This window comes from Echinicola pacifica DSM 19836 (assembly GCF_000373245.1).
GTDB lineage: Bacteria > Bacteroidota > Bacteroidia > Cytophagales > Cyclobacteriaceae > Echinicola > Echinicola pacifica.
Genome location: NZ_KB890738.1, coordinates 856,806 through 875,517, shown reverse-complemented (window position 1 = coordinate 875,517; position 18,712 = coordinate 856,806). Strand labels below are relative to the sequence as shown.

At 44.8% G+C, this 18,712-nt stretch carries 11 protein-coding genes; 5 read left to right on the top strand and 6 right to left on the bottom strand.

The features are described from left to right. Positions 1-3 precede the first annotated feature (3 nt). On the bottom strand, positions 4-384 hold the full coding sequence (locus tag B050_RS0103695) for an ArsR/SmtB family transcription factor (protein ID WP_026235604.1): 381 nt from the start codon (positions 382-384) through the stop codon (positions 4-6). Between the two features lie 189 nt (positions 385-573). On the opposite strand from B050_RS0103695, the gene B050_RS0103690 reads away from it, so the two are divergent. The 4 genes from B050_RS0103690 (at position 574) to B050_RS0103675 (ending at position 3,571) form a co-directional block, all read left to right on the top strand. Then, positions 574-1,167 (top strand): carboxypeptidase-like regulatory domain-containing protein, encoded by a 594-nt coding sequence (locus B050_RS0103690; RefSeq protein ID WP_018472540.1) that lies wholly within the window; start codon positions 574-576, stop codon positions 1,165-1,167. A gap of 271 nt (positions 1,168-1,438) precedes the next feature. After that, positions 1,439-1,819, top strand: coding sequence for a hypothetical protein (locus tag B050_RS0103685; protein ID WP_157492520.1), 381 nt, complete (start codon positions 1,439-1,441; stop codon positions 1,817-1,819). A 299-nt stretch (positions 1,820-2,118) separates the two neighbouring features. After that, positions 2,119-2,544, top strand: a complete 426-nt coding sequence (locus tag B050_RS0103680) for a DsrE family protein (RefSeq protein ID WP_026235602.1) — start codon at positions 2,119-2,121, stop codon at positions 2,542-2,544. Between the two features lie 7 nt (positions 2,545-2,551). Further along, positions 2,552-3,571: a TQO small subunit DoxD gene (locus tag B050_RS0103675; RefSeq protein WP_018472537.1), complete on the top strand. Its 1,020-nt coding sequence runs from the start codon at positions 2,552-2,554 to the stop codon at positions 3,569-3,571. A gap of 100 nt (positions 3,572-3,671) precedes the next feature. On the opposite strand, the gene B050_RS0103670 is transcribed toward B050_RS0103675, so the two are convergent. Further along, complete coding sequence (locus B050_RS0103670; protein ID WP_026235601.1) at positions 3,672-5,270, bottom strand: aminopeptidase P family protein; 1,599 nt, start codon at positions 5,268-5,270, stop codon at positions 3,672-3,674. A 304-nt stretch (positions 5,271-5,574) separates the two neighbouring features. On the opposite strand from B050_RS0103670, the gene pafA reads away from it, so the two are divergent. Further along, positions 5,575-7,203, top strand: coding sequence for an alkaline phosphatase PafA (gene pafA / locus B050_RS0103665; protein ID WP_018472535.1), 1,629 nt, complete (start codon positions 5,575-5,577; stop codon positions 7,201-7,203). 313 nt (positions 7,204-7,516) lie between these two features. Here the strand turns inward: pafA and B050_RS0103660 are convergent, their stop codons facing one another. The 4 genes from B050_RS0103660 to mfd form a co-directional block, all read right to left on the bottom strand. Next, the gene (locus tag B050_RS0103660; protein WP_018472534.1) at positions 7,517-10,321 is read right to left on the bottom strand and encodes a YCF48-related protein; all 2,805 of its coding nucleotides are present in this window, start codon (positions 10,319-10,321) and stop codon (positions 7,517-7,519) included. A 340-nt stretch (positions 10,322-10,661) separates the two neighbouring features. Further along, entirely contained in the window at positions 10,662-13,103 is a 2,442-nt protein-coding gene (locus B050_RS0103655; protein WP_018472533.1) for a S9 family peptidase, read from the bottom strand. A gap of 451 nt (positions 13,104-13,554) precedes the next feature. Beyond that, on the bottom strand, positions 13,555-14,784 hold the full coding sequence (gene gldJ, locus B050_RS0103650) for a gliding motility lipoprotein GldJ (protein ID WP_018472532.1): 1,230 nt from the start codon (positions 14,782-14,784) through the stop codon (positions 13,555-13,557). Positions 14,785-14,944: 160 nt separating this feature from the next. After that, positions 14,945-18,301 carry a transcription-repair coupling factor gene (mfd, locus tag B050_RS0103645; protein WP_018472531.1) on the bottom strand — a complete coding sequence of 1,119 codons (3,357 nt, stop codon included), beginning with the start codon at positions 18,299-18,301 and terminating at the stop codon, positions 14,945-14,947. Positions 18,302-18,712: the final 411 nt, after the last annotated feature.

The window sequence follows — 18,712 nt, the reverse complement described above, 5'->3', positions numbered from 1 at the left end:
TACTTATTTATAGGGTTGATTTTCGATTTTATTGATCGCCAGTTCTCGATTGGACTTTAGGATTTCATATACCTCCTGATCCCTGATGAGGTTTATATCCTTTTGGATAAACTTGAATATCTGGTTGATGATTTCCATCGCCTCATCCAAGATATAATAGAAGGTCCACTGGTCGATTCTTTTGCTCCCCACCAGCCCAGAATTTTTAAGGTAGGCCAGATGTCTGCTGGTCTTAGTCTGGGTAAATTCCAGAATATGCTCCAGGTCAGAGATACACATTTCCTTGTTCTGAATAAGAAGGTGGATAATGCGTACCCTTGGCTCCTCAGAAAGGGCTTTGAAGACCCTCATGCCATAATTTAAACTAATGTTCTTGAGTCTCATTTAATAACTTTTAACGAAGAAAGCTGCTTGAAATTAAGAAAATGCAGCGAAAAACCCCTATTATAGCAGTTGAAATCGGCACACAATACGCTAAACTATTTTGGCCACCAATCGTTTCGTTAAAAAAAGGATATTTTGAAATTCTCCCTTACATATTTCGCTTTCTTTTTATTTTTCCTGTCGGGAATAATGATTTCTACCTCTGTAAGCGCTCAGCAAACAGAGGAAAAGAAGGTCATTCAGCTTTCTGGGGTTATCCTAAATAATGACAGCACCACCGCCGTATCCGGGGTCAACGTATATGTTCCTAAAAAAGGACGCGGTACCAGTTCCAATCAATTTGGATATTTCTCCATGCCCGTAGCAGAAGGTGACAGTGTAATCTTCAGTTTCGTGGGTCTTCAAAACCAAACCTTTCAGGTTCCCATGAAGGTGACGGATGATAAGATCAGTCTAATCCTTACCATGGCACAGGATGAAATCGCCCTGAGCGAGGTAGAAGTAATGCCCTACCCCACTGAGGAAGAATTCAAACAAGCTATGTTAGCCGCCAATATAGAGGATATTCCACTAAATCGCGGCAACCTAAGTCCTCAAATGTTCATAAGATGGGCTGAGAAAATGCCGGCCTCCGCCAATGAAAACTTCCGAAACTTGCAGGCAGGTCAAATGCAGCAGGTGCAGGATCGCTATGGGCCAAGGTCTTTCCCCCTACTTAATCCTTTTGCCTGGGCTAACTTCATCAAATCCATCAAGCGAGGTGACCTGAAGAATGATAATTAAGGTACTATTTATCTACTGATATCAACAATCCTTATCCCACTATTCCCCAGCAATCAATTCGAAGCCCAGCAATCCAGCCTCAACCATGGCATGAAAAGTGGGATGCGTGAGGAGTAGTGATTCATGTTCTTTTATTCTTTTATCATGCCAGTATTCTGCTGATTTCAGGAAACAAATACCTTAACTTTTGAAACCCCTATGCTGTACTACCGTACACTCTTTTTGGTAAAGGAATAATTCCTATCCCAAACAAAAATAGTAAAGCCTAGCCGTGAGAGAATCGCAGAAAAGAAAGACATTTTTTACCCTATTTTCAGTGCTTGGCCTCGCCATGTTACTCATGCTTTCCCCCTGCAAAGTCCGAAAGTCTATACAAACCCTATCCGGACTTCCCCTTACAGAAGTTACCAATAAAGGCTTATCGACCCTTGCCAATCAAGGCTGCGCAAACTTGGATATATCCGAAAAAGCGATTTCTGCCGCTACCAATCAGCAATGGGAAATCCCTGCATTCAGCCTCATACCTTATACTTTTGAAACGTCCACAGCAGTGGAGCCTGATACTTTCCTCCATTTTCATGCGAGCTTGGAAGAGAAGGTCAGCTATATTCCTCTTTATATTTTATATCAGAATCTGAAGGTTTATTCCTAAATCTTTTTTCATTTAGCTGATTCAGAATCCTTTCCACTTTGGGTGAATAACAATAAGCCTAGTGAGAAGTCAGGATTGGGCCTATCCTATATTTCCCTAAATCCTATTGCCATTGCCATAAGGCCATCTATAAACCTTGCCAACAGGCGGTCTGAATACGCTTTTCAAATCCACTTTCAGCAGACTCAAACCTGCTTTTGACTAATGGCTAAATGAGGCATGGGCCTTATTCCTTTTACTTTCCTTGACGGAAATAGTACTAGGGTATAGTTATCTATCTTTAATAAAAATATATTTATATGAAATCTTATTCTGTTTATATTTTCACGGTTTGTTTCCTTACACTCTTTTCTTTGCAAGGGCAAGGCCAAACGAGTACCGAAAGGCATGCAAATCGGTACCTTGCACTCTCCCAAAAGGCGCAGCAGCTATCTCCCATTCTCTTGGCGGCACAGGGGCTGGCCGAGGAGGATGGGGCTGATTTCGGGGATTTCCAGCTTGTCTTTTGCGGCAAAGCCGTGCAAGATATCATTACCGATCCCCAGTTTAATCCACAATTGCAAAAAGCCGAAAGCCTAGGCATCAAAATCTATGTCTGCGGCATTTCCCTATCAAAATTTGACTTAGAGGCCAAGGACCTTCCTTCCTCCGTCGAGGTGGTGGACAATGGCATTTTATATGGCTTTCAGCAAAAGAAAAAAGGAGTTTTAACCATAAGTTTTTAATAGTAAGATGCATAATATCACTAATAATAAAAATGACGCTGGTCTATTGACCTTAGCATTAAGGCTGGTGGTAGGCTGGACCTATTTTTCGGCCTTCTTCCGAAGAACCATTTTAGCGGACAAATTAGACCCTGAGCTGCCGGGGTATATAGGAGAAAAATTCAACCATTTCCTTCCTCATGCGCTAGGCATCAAGCCCATCATTCAGTATTTGGTGGAGAATCCAGACGCTCTATGGATGGCAATGGTCACCTTCACGATCATTGAAGGCATCGTGGGACTTCTCATCATGTTTGGGGTATTCACGCGACTGATGAGTGTCGGTGTTTTTGGCCTGGCCATGGGCATTCTATTGGGTTCTGGCTGGATTGGCACCACCTGCTTAGACGAATGGCAAATCGGGGTACTTGGGATAGCCTCCGGGTTTATCTTATTCCTCACCGGCAGTGGCAAGTATTCCGTGGATCGCTATATGATTGAGAATAACCTTGGGATCACCAAGAAATCATGGTTTCCATGGATAGGCTCCGGAACCTTGCCGATCAATGATTCTCTGTTTCCTAAATTGGTCCTGTCGGGCGCACTGCTCATTTTTGGCTTGACGCTATTTACCAACCAGGTCTTCCATGGAGGACTGTGGGGTACGCTACACAATAAGTCTGTGAAGCCAAAAATAGAAATCTCTCAAACCAAAATTATTGGGGGAAGACTTGATTTTGAGGTGTTCAGAACTGAAGGAGTGGATGTCTATGGCGCTTGGATCATTGGGATTGAGCTGATGGATAAGCAGGGTAATCGCAAACTTGAATTTGACCAAAATGATCTTGCGAATATGGAAGAGTCACAGATAGAAAACCATTATATAGCCAAGGTAAAGCCTGGCAAACATAGCTTGATCCTTCCTCTGGGGGCTAGAGCCACTTTAAATTTTGATAGTCCTCTATTGGAGGGACTCCCTACGGGAGAATATCGTATTAAAATAACAGATATAAGTGGTGCAAGCTGGGAAAAGCAAGTACTGAAATAATTAAATAGGAAAATTCACCAGAAGCTAGGGGCATGATCTTCTCGCTTCTGGTAATTTTTTCGTGTAGGTATCAGTTATTTGAAACCTCAGGATTTTTTATTTATAATTCAGGAAGTACCCATTCTTCTAATATGCTAGGCTGGGCCATCATCTTCTCTATCGCCGCGCTGCTGCGCGGGGCATCGGCAGAGAGGTTTACGAATCCCTCCTCAGTGATGAGTACATCATCTTCTATTCTCACCGCTATATTCCACCATTTGGGGTCACAGTCACTCCCTTCGGGAATATAAATCCCCGGCTCCACGGTCAGGACCATACCCTTCTGCAGCATACCGTACTCACCGCGGTCATGTACATCCAAACCGAGATGGTGGCTAGTTCCATGTGGAAAATATCGATGGCGCTGACCTCGAATGATGATTCCCAGCTCCTCCAAACCTTCATTGATGACCCTTTGAGCGATTTTGCTAATATCCCCAAATTCAGATCCTGGCTTGCAGGCCGTCATAGCTGCTTCCTGGGCTTTATAGACCAAATCGTAAATTGCCTTTTCCTCGGCGGTAAACTTCCCGGTAATGGGAATGGTCCTGGTGACATCGGCAGTATATCCTCGCCATTCTGCGCCAAGGTCCATTAGCATCAGGCGCTTATCGGGATTTCGTAGGTCATTGGAGATATAGTGAAGAATGCAGCCATTATGCCCGGCACCCACGATGGAAGGGTAGCCCACGTTTTCAGCTCCATATCTTTTGTACACAAATTCGTGAATCCCCTGCACTTCCCGCTCAGACATGCCCGGCTTCAGGGCTTTCATCACCTCGATCTGACCAATGGCGGAGATTTTGATGGCCTTCTGCAGCATACTGATTTCCTCAGCGGTTTTGACTCCTCTCAGCGATTCCATGATTTCCGTAAGGGCACTGATATTCACCTTATGTGCTGGAATTTCCTGCGCTATCTCCATTCTTTTCTCAGGTGACTCAGCCTCGAGGTAGGCGGTTAGCATCGCATCATTCTCCACCTCTGGGTAATATTTGCGATAGCGGCCTATCACTTGGGCCACATTCGCTGAGTTATCCACATCCGTAGCTTTGATGAGCTCGTACATCTTATTGGTCACTTCTGATAGCTGATCAGGGTAATTACTGGCTTCCTTAAATTGATCTCTCATGCTTTGGATGGACTTATTTGCATTGCTCTCCTCAATACCATCGGCCAGATTAAAGCTTAGAATCAGCTCAAAATCCTCTAAAGAAACGCCTTCTAAAAATTCCTCATTCAGGTACACCTGCTGGAAGCCTAAAAACTTACCTACGCCTTCTTTCCCCAGCCTTTTACCATTCCACATCTCGGCGGTCTCATCACGTGGCTGCACATAGATAAGCTCATCGACCAATTCTCCACCCACCGATACCGGCTCGCTAAACAGCAGTAAGGCCGCATCAGGCTCCCTAAGGCCTGTCAAATAAAAGAAGTCTGTCTGAGGATGGTAGATAAAATCCACGTCATTTGACCGGTTCTTGACAGGATTGGTGAAGATAACTGCCATGGATTTTTCGGGCATTTTCTCCCTTAGGGCCTCGCGACGACCACGGTGGAAATCCGCATCAAGGCCATCATCAAAATAAGACTGTGAAAAAAGGGAGCCGTATATTCCCGCAAACCCTAGGGCCAAACAGATTATTCTCAATGTTTTCATAATACTCAAATTTCCTCTAAGATAATAAGCTCTCCCATAATTATCGGCCTTGCAAGGGCATATTTATAAGTCATAAGGCCCATGCTATACACCATGCCTGCACACTTACCAAGGTCTATATATTATATTATGGTTATTTCTACTCATTTCCTTTAAAGTGCTAGCGGCATTCGTAGACCATTCTTGTTTGAAATGAACCGTTTAAGGTTAATTTTAGCGGTAATAGAGACTTCATACTCTCAATGGTAGATACCAACGGGTTTTATTGTAAATTAGCGCATTATCAAAAAAATGAATTTTCACCATGAAAAAAATTTTTGCAACTGGCCTTATCGTGGTCATGAGTATGGGCATAAGCCTAGCTCAAAAGGCTGAAAAGCCTAAACTGGTGGTAGGGATTGTCGTGGATCAAATGCGATACGAATACCTGAATAAATTCCAAGAGCGCTATTCCGAAGGTGGTTTTAAGCGCCTGATGAATGAGGGGTTTGTAATGAAAAATGCTCATTATAACTATATCCCTACCTATACTGGGCCAGGTCACTCCTCAGTATATACCGGCACCACTCCTTCCACTCATGGGATTATTGGCAACAACTGGTATGTAAGAGAACTCAATCAGACCATCTATTGCGCAGAAGACAGTACGGTGACGGCAGTCGGAGGATCAGCAAAAAATGGGGAGATCTCACCAAGAAACTTACTTACCAATACCATCACCGATGAGCTCAGGCTGTCCACCAATAAGCGGTCTAAAGTCGTTGGTATAGCCATCAAGGACCGTGGCGCGGCACTTCCTGCGGGCCATCTGGGAGAAGCCTATTGGTTTGATAAAACCACTGGTGAATTTATGACTTCCTCCTATTATCATGAGGAGCTGCCAGATTGGTTAGTGAAATTCAACAAAAAGAAACTTGCGGAGAAATACCTGTCCAACACCTGGAAGCCGCTCTATAATATCAAGAGCTATAAGCAAAGTGTAGCAGACAATAATGATTTTGAGGCGCCATTTATTGGTAAGGAAACCACTGACTTTCCTTACGACCTTAAGAAATTGATGAAGGATAACGATGGCATTGGACTAATTGCCTCCACACCTTTCGGCAATGACTTCACCTTAGACATGGCCTATGCGGCCTTAGAAGGCGAAAAATTGGGCAAGGGAGAGGAAACAGATTTCTTAGCGCTTAGTTTTTCTTCTACCGATTATGTAGGACATCGATTTGGCCCTACTTCCATAGAACTGGAGGATACCTATTTGCGATTGGACCAAAGCCTGGAGAAGTTTTTCAATTATCTAGATAAGGAATACGGCAAAGGTGAATACCTGGTCTTCCTTACCGCCGATCATGCTGTGGCCGAGGTGGTAAATTATAATAAGAGTGAAAACCTGCCTACTGGCAGTTTTGACACACGATTTGCCCTGACCCAACTTAAAGGCTATACTCGTGAGCATTATGGGGAAGGCAACTGGATCTTAAATACCTCCAACGATCAGATATTTCTAAACAGGAAATTGGCGGAGGAGAAAGGACTGGATCTAGCTAAGATGCAGCGTGAAATAGCTGATTTTATGCTCAGGCTGCCAGGTATCAAAGAAGCCTATACCGCTTCCGATATGAAGCGCATGCAATATACCGAGGGACGCCCGCATTTATTGCAAATGGGCTATAACCATAAGGCTTCAGGAGATGTTATGCTGATCCTGGAACCAGGCTGGCTATCTAACTCGGCTCGTGGCACCACCCATGGCAGCGGTTATATCTATGATACTCATGTTCCCGTACTCTTTTACGGATGGAATGTCCCTGCCGGCAAGAGCTCTAGGTATTGCTCGATCACCGATATTGCACCCACCCTATCTATGCTTTTGGATATCCGTATTCCTAATGGTGCTAGTGGACAACCTATACTCGAAATTTCGGATAAGTAATCCGTCCTAATTCACAAAACCGCTATTTCGACCTTAGTAAGAAGGCTGATATAGCGGTTTTTTTATTAAAGCTTATTGAAAGTGATTAATTCCTGCCTTCATCTATAGTGAAGCCGATTTGCGAGAGGGTAAAAATGCAGTTGAGACCTAATTTACTCTTAGTTTACAATTGTCTAAAACACCTAATAGGTAATAGATTAAGCTTGCTTGGTCAAGGGTTTTCGGGAAAATTACAGTACGAAATTGCGGCAACTTCAAATACTATCATTTAACATTAGAAATAGGCAATTGATGAATCTTAAGCAAATTCACACTACTTTATCCACACCTTTTCCACAATCCTCCCCTCACTGGTCTCCAGCACGATTAATAGCATTCCTTTCGGCAGATTATTTAATTCGAAATTAAATTTCCCTAATTCAAGAGTCACCACATAAACACGCCTACCCATAGCGTCGATCACAGAGATATCGTGAATGGTCCCTATTCCTTTTGCTTCAATGTGGATATCTCCCTGGGAGGGGTTTGGATATATTTTTAGCGCCATATTGGTCCCTTCATTCGCTATTGCGGTGATCAAATCCACATTAACGGAGAGCAGCTGTTTGGGACCTTCATTACAGGCATTCATAGGTATCACCTCCAGTAAGTAGTCTCCCTCTCTATCCCAGTTTACCAGCACCTCTGCACTGCCTTGTCCCGAGACAATAGTGCCTCCACCATTGGTGGACCATTGGTAATTTATGCCTGCTTCCGTCGTTACCCTATAGCTTTGCTCCTCCAAGCCTACCCTCGCCGGTCCCACGATCTCTGAGGGCTGCTGCGGAACGGTTCCCACCTCGATGACCTTGGTACTCTCAGGACCGAGGCCACATACATTGCCAGGGAAGACAGTCAGCACCTGACTTCCCTGCCCATTCCAGGCCACTTTCACATGAGCGGTTCCTTGTCCCGACACCACCATACCATTGCTCACTTCCCAGGAATACTCCATTCCCGGAATGGAATCGACCGAGTATAATTCCTCCACACCCAGGCAGGAAACGCCGACACCATTGATCTGATTTACCGCCTCCGCCTGCGTAGATACGGTCACTTCCAGTGCGGCCACAGGCCCCTCGCCGCAGACATTGAGGCTCTTGACGATGACTGAATTTCTTCCGGAAATCTCCCAGTTGATAATCACCCGATCCGTTCCCTGTCCCTCTATGATCTCCCCTCCGTCCACTCTCCATTCATAGGTATAGTCAGTGGACTCATCATGCTCCAGGGTATAGACCTGCTGGCTCATACAAATATTATCAAAACCCTCAATGGTCCCCGTCTCCGTGGGCAGGGCACAGCTGTATTTATAAAATAAACCATACTCGCCTACTGCATAGGCGGTGGTGGCATCGCCAAAATTGATATCATAAAAATCCTGTAAGGTGCCTGTCTGGATCTGCTCCCAGCTCTCTCCCTGATCTTTAGTTTCTAAAATCAACCCTTCCACGCCTACGATAAACCCCGTCATCTCATCGGCAAATGCCAATCCATTAAAATCAGTAGTATGATTGGTATTTAGCCTGGTCCAGGTGAGCCCATTATCTCTGGTTCTAATGAGCTGCCCTGATTTCCCTATAGCTAGGGCCGTGGTTTCATTCACAATACTCAGAGAAGTAAAATCCTGATTGACACCTGCACTTACTTCCACCCAATTGACACCATTATTGGAGCGGAGAATTTTACCACCATCGCCAATAATAATCCCCATTTTATTTTCGAAAAAAGCTATATCTCTAAAATTATAACTTCGCAAACCCTCCTCCAAAGTCACCCATGAAACGCCTCTATCATTAGTATAGCCGATGAAACCTTGCTCCCCAACGACATAGCCCTCATTGGCATCATAAAAAAACAGGCCATATAGATCCTTCTCAGTTTGGGGATTTAAGGCCAGCCACGAAGCGCCTGAGTTGCTGGTCTGGAGCACAGTGCCTTCATCACCTACCAAATAGCCAAAACTGGTAGATTCAAATTCAATATCATAAAAATCAACTACCAAGGGCCGCGTTCGATCGGTAAAGGTCAAGCCGCTATTGCTCGTAAATAACACCAATCCATCATTCCCAGCTATATAGCCGCGACTATCAGTCACAAAATCTGTCGTATAAAAGTCCTTATTGAAACCTGACTGAGACAGGGACCAGCTATTCCCGGAATTGGTGCTGCGAATGATATTCCCTGCATCTCCCACCCCAATGGCAAGTTCACTTTGTCCTGCAAAAACCAAATCATGTACATCCTCAGTCGTCCTACTGGTTCTTTCCAAAAAAGTCTGCCCAGTATTATTAGTATATAATACATAGCCACCCTCCCCACCTACAATCCCGATTTTTGGGTTTGAACGGCTAAAGCTTACCGTATTATAATTATAGTTGGTGCCACTTTTGACCTCCTGCCAAAGGCTACCTCCATTGACGGTTCTAAAAATCAGCCCTGCATCGCCAACCGCAAAGCCAGAGTTCTCATCACTAAAGTAAATATCATTCAGAGCGATACCGCTCGTCACCGCGCTCGCGCTCCAAGCCGCGCCAGCATCCAAAGTCCTAAAAACCTTACCAAGACTGCTAACTATATATCCATTATTTGCACTGGTAAATACCACTGCATTCAAGTCTTCCGTGCTTCCGATAGCCACCGAAGTCCAGCTCCCCCCATTATTAGAGGTCTTATAGACTTTGCCCGCAGCTCCCACTATCCAGAGCTGATCCTTAGTGATATAGTACAAATCTAATAAGTCGCTGGTGGCACCAAGGTCCATCTGCTGCCAGCTGCTGGCCCCATCGGTCGTTTTGAACACCAATCCATCATTCCCTACCACATAGCCATTGAGCCCATCAAAGAAACGTAAAGCATATACCTCCATCTCCACGGGTAGAGAAATCTCCAGCCAGCTACTACCACCATCGGTAGATTTTAGAAATATCCCTTCCCCGGCGGCATATCCCAATTGCTCATCTATCCAATCTACAGCATAGAGGTCATTTCCCCAGTCCCCCGCACGCTCCCAACTCTGCGCATAACTGGCGCCGAAAACCTGAAGAATAAATAATGATAGAAGTAAAAGTCTTTTCATAATCGTTGGTAAAATGCGCCACTTTTCCACATTCATAGGGCTATTGAAGAAAAATCTGTTTCTTAATCTATGACCTCAACTCAGCAAAATAACAAGTCTTTAGCCAGGGGAAACGAATAAATAGTCCTTTGCCAATGCCCTGGGAATATTTACCAGCAGAAAACCCCCATTAAATTACAAAAAAATCCCGCATATACCATTATGCGGGATTTGATTTACTTTAGGGTATCATCTCACTAGGAGTTTACTTACAAAGCCAATTCATATTGGTTTTTATTACCAATGACCAGCCGTCCATCTTCTACCTGTCCTGAATTATCTCCAAGACTATCTTACTATCTTATTCGGAAGCTCCTTTATTTTTCACCCAGGTATCCAACCACTCATTCATCTCATATAAGGTATGAAGGATGGATTCACGAGCGGCATATCCATGACTTTCGTTGGGAAGAAAAACCAATCTTGCGGTAGCACCATGACCCTTAAGGGCATTATAGTAACGCTCAGACTGGATAGGAAAGGTGCCGGAATTATTATCTGCCTCACCATGGATAAGCAGCAGCGGAGTTTTCACTTTTTCTGCATGCATAAAAGGAGACATATTGAAATAGACGTCCGGGGCCTCCCAATAGGTACGCTGCTCATATTGGAAGCCAAAAGGAGTCAGTGTCCTATTATAAGCACCGCTTCTGGCAATGCCTGCGGCAAAGAGATCGGTATGCGAAAGTAAATTGGCCGTCATAAAAGCACCATAAGAATGACCACCAACGGCAATTCTATCTCTATCACCAATTCCTCTTTCCACAATATAGCCAATGGCAGCATCTGCATTGGCTACCAGCTGTTCGATGAAGAAATCATTAGGCTCTTCCTCCCCTTCGCCTACGATAGGCATCTCAGTGCGATCCATAATTGCATAACCCTGCGTCACCCAATACAGCGGAGTACCCCAGTATAGACGGATAAATTCATATTTGGAGCCTCTCACTTGGGCAGCCACCTCTTTGGATTTATATTCTCTTGGGTAAGCCCACATCAATACCGGCAAAGGCCCATCTACCTCAGCATCATAGCCTTCAGGAGTGTATATGGTCGCTGACAGATTTAAGCCATCTTTCCGGGGATAGGTTACCAATTCTTTTTCCACCCCTTTCAGAGAAGGGTAAGGATGCTCAAAATTCGTCAATTGAATTGGGGCGATTCTCTTACGAGTATTGACCAACCAATAGTTAGGTTGAATATCAGTACTTTGTTTTCTAGTCACAAAACTGGTTCCCTTATCATCAAGAACTTTTACGACTTCCTCATAATAAGGCGCCTGACACCTCCATAGTATCTCTTGCTCGCCAGAAAGAACGTCCAAAGTAGCTAAGAAAGGCATGCTTCCTTCCGGAGAACCTCCCTCACTGGTCATAAAGATCTTATTGTCTTTGCGCAGCAAAACCCGCTCATCATAGGTATTGGTGGTCATCACTGGCTCCCCTGGATCATTGTAGATGTCGGAGTAGCTGCGCTCAATAAAAGTTTTCTTGCCGGAAGAAGGATTGCCAGGCTTGATCAGGGATCGTTTTTCCTGACGACTAGCAAACCAACGTTCGTTTAGAATTGCGAAATCCTCATCGGACCAGTCGATACTTTCAAAGCGAAGGCTGGTCGCTGCCAGTTTGGTCTTCTCAGTGGTGAAAGGTGCAGCTAAGGTATAGACAATGTCTCGCTCTTCTATCTCCACTTTAGGATCTCCACCATCTTGAGCTTCCACCCAGTAGAGCTCTGCGGCCTTATCATTTCGCCAGTTTACTTCTCGAGGTCCCGTCACGGTGGCATCAAATCCTGTAGGCCTTACCTCATCCAAAGGCACCTGAGCAAGCGTCTTCGTGCTGCTTCCATCCACGGACCATATCTCTACATTATAAGGGAACCTATAGCTAGGAACCAAATAAGAGAAGGGCTTCTGCATGGTCTCCACCAGGATATGCTTACTATCTGGAGAGATGTCCATGGATTTTATCAAGGCAGGCTCTGCCAATTTCTCCATAGAGCCAGACAAGTCCAGCACCATCAGCTGGGCATCCATCAGGTAGGCGAAAAGTTTTTCATCGAACTCATTTTCCAATAGATCCTGGTAAGTTCTGCTTGGTGCAGCAGCACCGGAAGTTTCCTGGATGATCGGTCCGGAAGGGACCATAGGACGCTCAGGCATGGCTCCACGGTCGGGATTTACCACCTTTATGATCAATTTATCCTCAGATAACCACGAAAAAGCCTGGCCATAGATCTCATTAAGGACCGGCTGAGTCAGGCGCCTTACCTTCTGAGTGCTCAGATCTGCTAGCCATAAGCTAATTCCTTTCTCTTCCGTAATGCTGATGGCGAGGTGGCTCTCATCTGGTGACCAACTGTAATCGCTGATATGTGCACCGGCCGGCATTCCTGTAAGGGGTTCTGCCTGTCCACTTTCGAGGTTTTTGATTTTGATCCCTGTATAACCGGAAGACCTGCTTGGACCATTGGTCATTGGATTGATACGTATTCCTGCCAGCCGGAGCTCCGGCTGCGAAAGCTGCTGTATCGAGGTATATCCTGGACGCTCCAGGATCAGCATCCGGTCGCCTGACTTGCTAAATGAAACTGAAGGAGTAACAGGAGCGTCTAATAGCTCAATAATCTCCTCTGGCGGGGTCTGATAGCCTAAATGTTCCTGAGCGTAAAGGCTGCTCATGCCCATACTCATGAATGCGGTGACCACCACCAATAATCTTTTTGGGGTAATGGATAGGTTCATATTCTGTTGGTTAAAATAATCTGTTTACTGGCTAGCCGCCTGGCTTCCAGCTACCCAGCTCCAACCGTATGGAGTGGGCTTTACTACATTATATTGGGTCGTAAACTACTTGCTCTTTGTCCTCAATAACGCTTAGACTCCCCATTCTTGCCTATGAGAAGGGCTACCGTTTGCTTCTGTGAAAAGATCAACAACTTTAGCTTCAACATTGCACCATTCTCTAAGGGATAGAAACTATGATTCTGGTAGTTTTTGGAAGTCTAAAGCCAAGCTTTTCAGCAAGCCATCAAGGTCAAATGATGGTTGAATTCTTCAATCCAAGCACAAGTTACAAAATCACCACAGCCTTACCAATCAGAGTATATAAAAGTAAAATTGCAATGGATAAACGGTTAAAAACGAAAAAAGCCGGAATTTATCCGGCTTTCAATATAAAGGTTACTAGTTGGAATTACATATCATCTGCACCTACAGAGATCATCGCACAGCGGAAACCAATATGATTGGTAGCTGAATCCTGGTGCATAAATCGACGTGTGCCGGGAGACAACCAATAAGCGACATCTCTCCAGCTTCCGCCCTTGTACACTCGGTAGTTATCATCTATCAAGGTGGTGGCATAGGCACTGGCATCATCATTGGTGCCATCTCTACGGACAGGGTTTAGGTCTTCGAAATCCTGAAAAGACAGAGGACGATAGACATCTTCCACCCATTCGTTCATATTTCCAGACATATTATATAGCCCAAAGTCATTTGGTGGGTACTCATATACGTTGGCAGGGATGATATCTCCATCATTACTTACGCCACCGGCGATACCAGCGTAATCACCTCGGCCACGTTTGAAGTTGGCGAGGAAGTCACCTTGTCTTGATTTTCTTTTTACATCATATGGATTACGAACTCCACGGCCATCCCAAGGATAAATTCTACCATTTTCCTGATTTTCATCCAAGTATTGAGTTCCAATCATTGCCTTGGCAGCATATTCCCATTCCGCTTCGTTTGGCAGTCTATAGCTAGGAAGAACCACTCCTCTTTCGATCAGCAGATTTTTGCTCATCGTAGAGTCCAGCTTTTCGTTTTCTCTATAGATTTCATTTACATAAATCGTTCTCCACTTGCAATAGACATTTGCTTGATTCCAAGTGACACCCGCTACAGGGTAGAAGTTGAAGCCAGGATGTCTGAAATAATAAGTAGAGTAAACATCATTGTACGATAGGGCCTCTGTCCACACATCTTCACGAGGCTCCAGGCGTTTTACTGAATCGGAGCTCACACGGGTTCTCATATTGAATAGGAACTCTTTATAGTCCAGGTTAGTGACTTCGGTCTCATCCATATAGAATGAGGCGATGGTCACGGTACGTTCGGCATTATCTCTAAAGGCCATAACATCTTGCTCCTGGGTACCAAGAACAGCCCGTCCACCTTGTACATATTTTAACTTCGGTCCTTTTACAGGATCTTTTAATTTGACAACGGTAAATTGTGTGGTGTCTTCCAAGTCAAAATTAAGATCTGCACCAGTTGCAGCACTTACCTTACCCGGGTTGCCAGCAGACCGCCTTCCGTAGGTGGGGCCGCTCTTTTTGGCACATGATGCCAAAATCGTCATTGATAGCATCAAAAATGCACCAACAAGCCAAAATTTATTATAATTGCTTTTCACCATGTGAAACTTGGTTTTTTTCTCGTCTTTAATACCGCTAATATATAATCAATAATAACATATCACAATAATTTCAGCCGCTCATCAACGAATAAATTAATACGATCCATACAAATTGCACCTAGGTTTAACGTAGATTAAACCTTCAAGAAAATGATTTTATTTAAGTATTCACCCGCATTTCCCCTAACCATTGCTTCGCCCGATCTATGGATTTGACATTTGAGATGCTGAGTATTAAACGGTTTTTGTGCTCTTTTATTTTGCAGTGCTTCCCTTGCCCTTGAATAAACTTAATAATATTTCCAAAAACAGCCGATTTGAAATAGATTTCCCTTGTGCTTGGCACAAAATAACATTTCATCTGCTCGCTCTTCAGCACCAGCTTTTCGAAGCCTAGCTTCTCGGCCAGCCAGCGCAAACGCACCGTCTCAAACAGGTCCTCTACCTCCGAAGGCACCGGTCCAAAGCGATCCTTCACCGAGGTGGCAAATTTTGCCAGCTCCTCCTCGGTCTTGATATTATCAAGTTTGGAATACAATGAAAGCCGCTCCGAGATATTGGTCACATATCCCTCGGGAATGAGCAATTCCATGTCCGTCTCGATCACGCAATCTTGCACCAATACCTCTATTTTTTCTTTCAGGTCCACCTCAAATAAGCTTGCAAACTCATTTTCCTTAAGCTCCTGAACTGCCTCATCGAGGATCTTATGGTACATCTCAAAACCCAAATCGGTGATAAAACCACTTTGCTCGGCACCAAGAAGGTTTCCAGCCCCTCGGATATCCAAATCCCGCATCGCCACTTTAAATCCGTCTCCTAGATCCGAAAACTCTTCCAAGGTCTGCAGTCGCTTTCGCGCTTCCTGCGTCAGACCTGATACTGGAGGAGTCAGCAAGTAGCAGTAGGCCTTCTTATTACTTCGTCCCACCCTTCCTCGCATCTGGTGAAGGTCACTCAGTCCAAACATATGCGCTCGGTTGATCATAATGGTGTTGGCATTAGGAATATCCAGCCCCGATTCGATGATATTGGTGGAAATCAATACGTCAAATTCCCCTTCGATAAACTGCACCATGATTTTCTCCAGCTGCTTCCCATCCATCTGCCCATGGGCACCAGCCACCTTGGCGTCCGGCACCAAGCGCATGATCAGATTAGCAATGGACTCGATTTCACCCACACGGTTATGCACAAAAAACACCTGTCCACCGCGTTGTAATTCCCGGGCAACGGCATCTCTGATCACCTCCTCCTGGAAGGTATGTATCTCCGTGGTCACCGGCTGGCGATTGGGCGGAGGCGTAGCAATCACCGAAAGATCCCTCGCGCCCATCAGTGAAAAATGGAGCGTGCGGGGAATCGGGGTGGCCGTAAGCGTAAGTACGTCCACATTTACTCGAAGCTCTTTCAGCTGATCCTTCACCTTTACGCCAAACTTCTGCTCCTCATCGATCACTAATAAGCCCAGGTCTTTGAAATTAATATCTTTATTCACAATCCTATGCGTCCCCACCAGGATATCGATCTCCCCGGAAGTCACCTGTCTGGCAATCTCGCGAACTTCCTTGGTGCTGCGAAACCTGTTGATATATTCTACTTTTACGGGGAAACCCTTTAGTCTATCCTTAAAAGTCTGGAAATGCTGCATGGCCAAAATGGTAGTGGGCACCAGGATCGCCACTTGCTTACGGTCATTTACTGCCTTGAAAGCGGCCCTAATGGCCACCTCCGTCTTACCAAACCCTACATCGCCACAGACCAAACGGTCCATAGGGTAGGCTTTTTCCATATCTTCCTTCACATCCCCTGTGGCCAAAGCCTGATCGGGGGTATCTTCATAAATAAATGAACTCTCCAGCTCCACCTGCAGCACACTGTCATGAGCAAACTGATGCCCTGGAGATTGTCTTCTTTTGGCATATAATGATATGAGGTCCTTGGCGATGTCCTTAACTTTTCGCTTGACCTTTTTCTTTTTATTTTCCCATTCTGGTGAGCCCAGCTTGGACATGGTGGGCATATTACCTTCTTGTCCAGAGTATTTGGAGATCTTATGAAGGGCATGGATATTGACATATAATAAGTCATCATCCCTAAAGATCAGACGCACGGCCTCCTGAAAATTGCCGTTGACTTCGACTTTTTCCAATCCTGCAAAACGCCCAACACCATAATCCACATGGACCACATAGTCGCCCGCTTGCAGCGTCTTCAGCTCCTTCAGCGTAAGGGCTTTGGTCTTGCTCGCCTTCTGATTGGACTTATAGCGATGAAAACGCTCAAAAATCTGATGATCCGTATAGCAGGCCAGGCGCAAAGTATGATCCACAAAGCCCTCCCGCAAACTGATCGGTAAGGTCTGAAACTGCAAAGTAGGATGCAGCTCCTGAAATATATTCTGCAATCGATCAAGCTGCTTTGCGCTTTCGGATGAAATGATATTGATCAATCCAGCTCTTTCATTCTCCAGAAGATTATCCACCAGCAAACCAAAATCCTTATTAAAGGAAGGCTGGGGCCGACCGTCAAAATTGAAAACCTTATCCTCTGCCAAGGAAAATCGGTTGCCAAATTCTATATTGGTAAACTTCTCTATCGATAATTTGAAGGATTCGGCGGTATCAAATAACGCCTCAGGCTTCAGCATCAGCTTTTCGTTGCCCACCTGGGAGGTGATCTGCCCAAACTGCTGCTCCGCTTTTTCATATGCTCGATCGAGCATGTCCCCAGTATATTCCAGGTCCTTGATCCAGATCAAAGTGTCAGCAGGCAAAAACTCCGCAAAAGACTGCCTTACTTCCTGCATCAATCGGGTCTGCACATTAGGGATGATGCTAATCTGATCCAGCGAATCCACTGAGAGCTGGCTCTCCGTCTCAAAAGTACGGATGCTCTCAATCTCACGGCCAAACATCTCCAATCGGTAGGGCTCTTCATTGGCATAGGAATATACGTCAATGATCCCTCCACGAATGGCAAATTGTCCCGGCTCATAGACAAAATCCACCTTCTCAAAATCATAGGTACTCAGCAGCTCGGCGATGAATTCTACATCTACTTTCTCCCCTACTTTCACCACAAAGGTATTTTCCCGTAGCGATTTTTTGTTGATAACCTTTTCATTGAGGGCATCAGGAAAACTAATGATTATCAGGTTTTCCTGCTTGGCAGCGAGGACCTTGCTGAGGATTTCCGCCCGCATCAGGATATTGGCATTGTCCACCTCCTCATGCTGATACGGCTTCTTATAGGAGGCCGGGAATATCACTGAGGCACCCTCACCCAATAAGCTCTGAAGATCACTATTGAAATAAGCGGCCTCCTCCTTATCATGGGCAATGACCAGGTGCGTCCGAGGCTGTATCTGGTTTAGGGCAGCTAACAATACCATATCCACACTGCCAGACAAGCCTTTAATATGGTGGTTTTTACCAGACTCCTCCTTCAGTGACTGGGCGATCGTCCTTACAAAAGAATCCTGCTCGTATAGTGTAAGAAATGCTTTCTTTTCCAAAATAATCCCTTCTAATTGCCCCTATTAGGCTGTGTTTTTATGAATGTTTGCAAGATAGAAAAAACTTGGCTAATCCTTTCTTGCTTTATAGACTAGTCCATTATTTTCCCTTTTCCACCAAAACCATACCGACCCAAGAAATCCTCTGAATAATTTATCCCCTGCTGACCCTTCTCAATCTTGCTCAGTCCCCCGTCCTATAACAATCCCTGTGCGCTAAACCTAAATAGATCGCGGTAAGCCTATTGCCGCAGGCAATAATTATGAGCCTAAATATATCTTTCCCCTTAGAGATAACATTATTGGAACAATTTTGGTTAGCTGCATACTTAAATACCTAATTAGTGTAAAAATGACCAAATTTAGCTCGCTTAGGCTCATCGATATAGCTTAGTGATTCTTACACTTATT

Coding starts and splice junctions, on each gene's coding strand:
- B050_RS0103670 (WP_026235601.1), bottom strand. CDS start 5,270: ATGAAAACATTGAGAATAATCTGTTTGGCCCTAGGGTTTGCGGGAATA.
- B050_RS0103690 (WP_018472540.1), top strand. CDS start 574: ATGATTTCTACCTCTGTAAGCGCTCAGCAAACAGAGGAAAAGAAGGTC.
- B050_RS0103680 (WP_026235602.1), top strand. CDS start 2,119: ATGAAATCTTATTCTGTTTATATTTTCACGGTTTGTTTCCTTACACTC.
- B050_RS0103655 (WP_018472533.1), bottom strand. CDS start 13,103: ATGAACCTATCCATTACCCCAAAAAGATTATTGGTGGTGGTCACCGCA.
- gldJ (WP_018472532.1), bottom strand. CDS start 14,784: ATGGTGAAAAGCAATTATAATAAATTTTGGCTTGTTGGTGCATTTTTG.
- pafA (WP_018472535.1), top strand. CDS start 5,575: ATGAAAAAAATTTTTGCAACTGGCCTTATCGTGGTCATGAGTATGGGC.
- B050_RS0103695 (WP_026235604.1), bottom strand. CDS start 384: ATGAGACTCAAGAACATTAGTTTAAATTATGGCATGAGGGTCTTCAAA.
- B050_RS0103675 (WP_018472537.1), top strand. CDS start 2,552: ATGCATAATATCACTAATAATAAAAATGACGCTGGTCTATTGACCTTA.
- B050_RS0103660 (WP_018472534.1), bottom strand. CDS start 10,321: ATGAAAAGACTTTTACTTCTATCATTATTTATTCTTCAGGTTTTCGGC.